Source organism: Candidatus Cyanaurora vandensis, from assembly GCF_013285555.1.
GTDB classification, from domain to species: Bacteria; Cyanobacteriota; Cyanobacteriia; order Gloeobacterales; family Anthocerotibacteraceae; genus Cyanaurora; species Cyanaurora vandensis.
Window position 1 is genome coordinate 1 of record NZ_JAAXLT010000081.1, and the last position, 4,741, is coordinate 4,741.

A 4,741-nucleotide genomic window follows, 5' to 3' on the forward strand; every position below is an offset into this window, starting at 1 on the left:
CTAAAGAGCGGCGCGGTGATAATAGCCCCAATCAGGACCCCCAGCGTCCCCAAAACATTCTTCCAGGTACTCAAGTTCAGTCGCGCTTGGGGCGTAGTTGCTAGTTCCGGCAGCGTACTGTCATAGGGAATACCCACACAACTGAGCGCACCATAAAAAACCGTACTTACCACCCCGAAATACAACCCATTCACCCAACCACTCGTCGCCATCGGCGGAGTCCAAAGCAAGACTAGAGCCACCACCGCCACCGGAGCCGCCAACAGCAAAAAGGGTTTACGCCGTCCCCAAGGACCCCGGCTCTGGTCACTCCATCGCCCAATCCAAGGGTCCACCAAGGCATCCACTAGACGACCGACCGTCAATAAAACCCCGACTAAGGGAGCCGCCAGATAGACCGTGCGCCCAGCCTCCGGCGGTGGTGCCCAGAAATATAATAACCAAGTGGCAACCGCGACCTGGAGGAGGTTAATTCCCAAAGAGGCCATGCTATAGCGGAGGGTAGTCATGCCCGTACCATACTGTAACGACTAGCCTAAAGAAAGTTGGATACATGCCCTATTCACTCAAGACCAGTGATGGTGAAAAACCGTTATCTGGCCCTAGGCTAGAAAGAAAGGAGTCAAACCATAAACTGGTCAAAAATGTAGGGGTAGCGACGATTCTCAAGACCCAATTGGGAGAGGGTGAAGCTGAAGCTATTGCCTTAGCATTGGCTCAAATGGGTTTTCGGGTATCGTCAGGATTGCAACGTAAACTTTGGAGTTAGCGGGAGAAGCATGAAATTAGAGTGTCATCCAGTTGGTATTTCTCTGACTGTGCAAGCTTCAATGAGCATCAGTCCCGGATGACTTCTAGCGAAAATCCATAGGAAGTGTCGTAGCGTAATGCCGAGTTTTGCCATTGGACTTGGGCACTCAGGCGCAGGAGTGGGGAGATAGCATACCCAAAGGAAAGCTGGATGCGGCCCACGGGGAGACCTTGTTCACTTAAGACTAAAGATTGCGAAAAACTGATATCTGCTGCTTGCGGAGCCGTCAAGACCCAGCGCGTCCCGAGTTCCGGTCCCCGAAAAGCTAGCCCATCCACCACCAAAGAACGATAGCCGACCACCGGAGCTATATTGAGTTGTGAACCTAGGGGTAATAGATAAAACCTAGCGTGAGCTCCCCACTGGCGATTGTCGGTGTACAGAGATTGACCGTACTCAGTGCTGAGACTAACTGGACCGTTAGCAATAAAAATATCCTGTAGGGACGCACTCCACTCCGTATCCCCGCTCCGACTCGGGACCGTCGCCAATATTAGCTGGAGTCGCGCTGGGAAGGCCGGGGTGTTATCAATCTCATTGAGGAGGTCTGGGGGCGAAGTCAGCCAGCGTTTGAGGACCGGGCTAGTGCGGACTAATTCTTTATCAATCTGTAAGTCCACCGCCCGCCGACTGAAGACTTCCTCTTGAGCCGCTACCGCCGGAATGACACCAAAAGCTATTACAACAAACCAACTCCAGTAAGCCATCCTCAGTCCCCAGACTCCCAGGGCAGTCTAGCCCATATATTAAGAGAAATGTGCCCTAGGACCAATGCCCCTGACCAACCGCCGGATTGTTGTCACGCGCAGTGATAGTCAACAGCAAGGACTGGTCACTCACTTGCAAGCGCGTGGAGCCCGGGTGTTGAGTCTACCCCTCCTACAAGTCACCCCGCCCGACGATTGGGGACCCCTAGACCGTGCTTTACAAGAGTTACCGCAATTCCAGTGGCTCCTGCTCACCTCAACGAATGCAGTCCAGTATTTCTGGGAACGACTGGCGCACCACGGTTTGGGAACCAGCGACCTGGCTCCTCTCAAACTTGCGGTCGTCGGCGAGAAAACGAGCCTTGCCCTGTTGGATCATGGACTGACTCCCCAAGTCCTCCCTGAGCATTACGACAGTGAGGGTTTACTTACCGCCTTGGCTCCATTGGTTTGGTCTGGGGTAGGGGTTCTGTTCCCAAGAGTGGAGCGGGGCGGACGGGAGATCTTAGCCCTGACGCTGGAATCCTGGGGGGCTCACGTAGTCCAGGTAGCAGCTTATGAGACCCGTCCACCAAAGCACTTAGCTGAAGAAATCCATACAGCCTTTAGAACCGGGCAAGTAGACCTAGTAACCTTCACCAGTTCCAAAACTGTCCGTCATTTCGTTCCTCTAGTCGCGGGTTTAGACCTCGGGGGAGCAAGTTTTGCGGCGATTGGCCCCCAGACTGCTCTTACCTGTCGGGAGTTATTGGGCCGCGTCGAGATTGTGGCCCAGACCTATACCTTGGAGGGCTTGGTTCTGGCGATTGAAAGTTACTTTAGAGCGGTGTCCTCGCAAGCATGAGCCCAGTGGACTAGCAAAGTACGTTACAATTTGAAAGGATTGCTTTTAGACTCAGGCCAGGAGGCTACTGTGGTACGCAAGGTTCCTTTGGAGCGCATTCGGAATATCGGCATTGCCGCTCACATTGACGCGGGTAAAACGACGACCACGGAGCGGATTCTATTTTACTCCGGGCTAGTCCACAAGATTGGTGAGGTCCACGACGGGAATGCCGTAACCGACTGGATGGCTCAGGAACGGGAGCGCGGGATCACAATTACCGCCGCTGCCATCAGCACCAAGTGGACCAAACGCGACCCCGAAAATCTCTCCCAGGCCCTCGCTGATGCTCCTGAGTACACCGTCAACATTATTGATACCCCTGGGCACGTAGACTTCACCATTGAAGTCGAACGTTCGATGCGGGTCCTTGATGGCGTCGTAGCGGTCTTCTGTTCCGTGGGTGGGGTCCAGCCCCAGTCCGAAACCGTCTGGCGGCAGGCTAACCGTTACAACGTCCCCCGGATTGCTTTCGTCAACAAGATGGACCGTTCTGGGGCCAACTTCTACCGAGTCTACGACCAGATCAAGACTCGGTTGCGGGCCAACCCCGTCCCGATCCAACTCCCCATCGGTGCCGAAGAGAACTTCCTCGGCGTAGTGGACTTGGTGACGCTCAGAGCCCAGATCTACCGTGATGAGATCGGCAAGGTGATCGAGAATACGCCGATCCCCGAAGACATGCTCGATGTAGTCAAGGAATACCGCGAGAAGCTAATTGATGCGGTAGCCGAGAGTGATGACACCCTCCTCGAAAAGTACTTGGCTGGCGAAGAACTGACCCAGGATGAGATCATGGCGGGCCTCCGTAAAGGCACGATCTCCGGCAAGATCATGCCGATGGTCTGTGGTTCGGCTTTCAAGAATAAGGGTGTCCAGATGCTCCTTGATGCGGTGCTGGATTACCTACCCGCGCCCATTGATGTTCCGGCAATCAAAGGGCTCCTCCTGGATGGTCAAGAGGTCGAGCGTCACGCTGACGACACTGAACCCCTCTCGGCCTTGGCCTTCAAACTGATGACGGACAAATTTGGAGACTTGACCTTTGTGCGGGTCTACTCCGGGGTCCTCGCACGCGGCACCTACGTCCTTAATTCCACCAAGGACAAAAAAGAGCGGATTTCCCGCTTGGTGATCCTCAAAGCCGATGACCGTCTAGAAGTAGACGAACTCCGGGCCGGGGACCTCGGGGCGGTGTTGGGCCTCAAGGACACGATCACCGGGGATACCCTCTGTGATGAAAATAGCCCGATTATCCTGGAGACCCTGTTCATCCCCGAACCCGTCATCTCGGTTGCCATTGAACCGAAGACCAAGATGGACATTGACAAGCTCTCCAAAGCTCTCAACTCGCTGTCCAAAGAAGACCCCACCTTCCGCGTCTTCATTGACCCGGAGACCAACCAGACGATCATCTCTGGGATGGGTGAGTTGCACCTCGAAATCCTAGTAGACCGGATGATGCGTGAGTTTAACGTGGAAGCTAACGTCGGGAATCCCCAGGTGGCCTACCGTGAGACGATCCGTAAAGCCATTCAGATTGAAGGTAAGTTCATCCGTCAGTCTGGTGGCAAGGGTCAGTACGGGCACGTCGTCTTGACCATTGAGCCCCAGGAAGCTGGTTCCGGGTTCGAGTTTGTCAACAAGACCGTCGGTGGGACAGTGCCTAGGGAATACATCCCCGCCGTAGAACAGGGCGTGAAGGAAGCCTGTGAGAACGGGGTTATTGCGGGTTATCCCGTGATTGACCTCCGCATCACAATTATTGATGGCTCCTACCACGATGTAGACTCTTCAGAGATGGCCTTCAAAATTGCCGGGTCCATGGCCCTCAAAGAAGGCGTCCAAAAAGCCCAGCCCATCATCCTAGAGCCGATGATGAAAGTGGAAGTGGAAGTCCCCGAAGACTTCTTGGGCGATGTCATCGGCGACCTCAACTCGCGCCGGGGTCAGATTGAGGGTATGAACTCTGACATGGGGATTTCCAAAGTAATTACCAAGGTTCCACTCTCCGGGATGTTTGGTTACGCCACGGATATCCGCTCTAAGACCCAGGGCCGGGGCCAGTTCACGATGGAATTCAGCCATTACGAGGAAGTTCCCCGTAACATTGCTGAACAAATCATCACCAAGAACAAGGGCAGCTAACTCGCTAACTTAAATTAAATACCCCATTCTCGAAGGAGGGCGGGGTATTTTTTTGGGTTGCACAGTGGCAGTATCCGGTTCAAACCCGCCATCTTACAGCGGTTTTCATATGGATGTACCAAGATAGCCAGAGTGAGTGAACCAACCTTTCGCGTCAGTTTCCGTAACACGCTTTAGCCCTTGTGCTATCGC

General features: G+C 54.1%; 5 protein-coding genes. 3 read left to right on the forward strand and 2 right to left on the reverse strand.

The window, feature by feature from the left end; genetic code table 11:
- Window positions 1–509 (reverse strand): MFS transporter (locus tag HFM78_RS05270; protein ID WP_287128376.1); only part of this gene is annotated, 509 nt, incomplete at its 3' end.
- A 44-nt stretch (window positions 510–553) separates the two neighbouring features.
- Between HFM78_RS05270 and HFM78_RS05275 the strand changes: the two genes are divergently transcribed.
- The gene (locus HFM78_RS05275; protein WP_287128377.1) at window positions 554–769 is read left to right on the forward strand and encodes a hypothetical protein; all 216 of its coding nucleotides are present in this window, start codon (window positions 554–556) and stop codon (window positions 767–769) included.
- Between the two features lie 68 nt (window positions 770–837).
- Here the strand turns inward: HFM78_RS05275 and HFM78_RS05280 are convergent, their stop codons facing one another.
- A complete protein-coding gene (locus HFM78_RS05280; RefSeq protein ID WP_287128378.1) occupies window positions 838–1,518 on the reverse strand; it encodes a hypothetical protein in 681 nt (226 codons plus the stop codon).
- Between the two features lie 64 nt (window positions 1,519–1,582).
- Between HFM78_RS05280 and HFM78_RS05285 the strand changes: the two genes are divergently transcribed.
- Together HFM78_RS05285 and fusA are read left to right on the forward strand one after the other, a co-directional pair.
- Window positions 1,583–2,362 carry a uroporphyrinogen-III synthase gene (locus HFM78_RS05285; protein WP_287128379.1) on the forward strand — a complete coding sequence of 260 codons (780 nt, stop codon included), beginning with the start codon at window positions 1,583–1,585 and terminating at the stop codon, window positions 2,360–2,362.
- Between the two features lie 69 nt (window positions 2,363–2,431).
- Complete coding sequence (gene fusA / locus HFM78_RS05290) at window positions 2,432–4,549, forward strand: elongation factor G (RefSeq protein WP_287128380.1); 2,118 nt, start codon at window positions 2,432–2,434, stop codon at window positions 4,547–4,549.
- The last annotated feature ends 192 nt before the right edge of the window (window positions 4,550–4,741 follow it).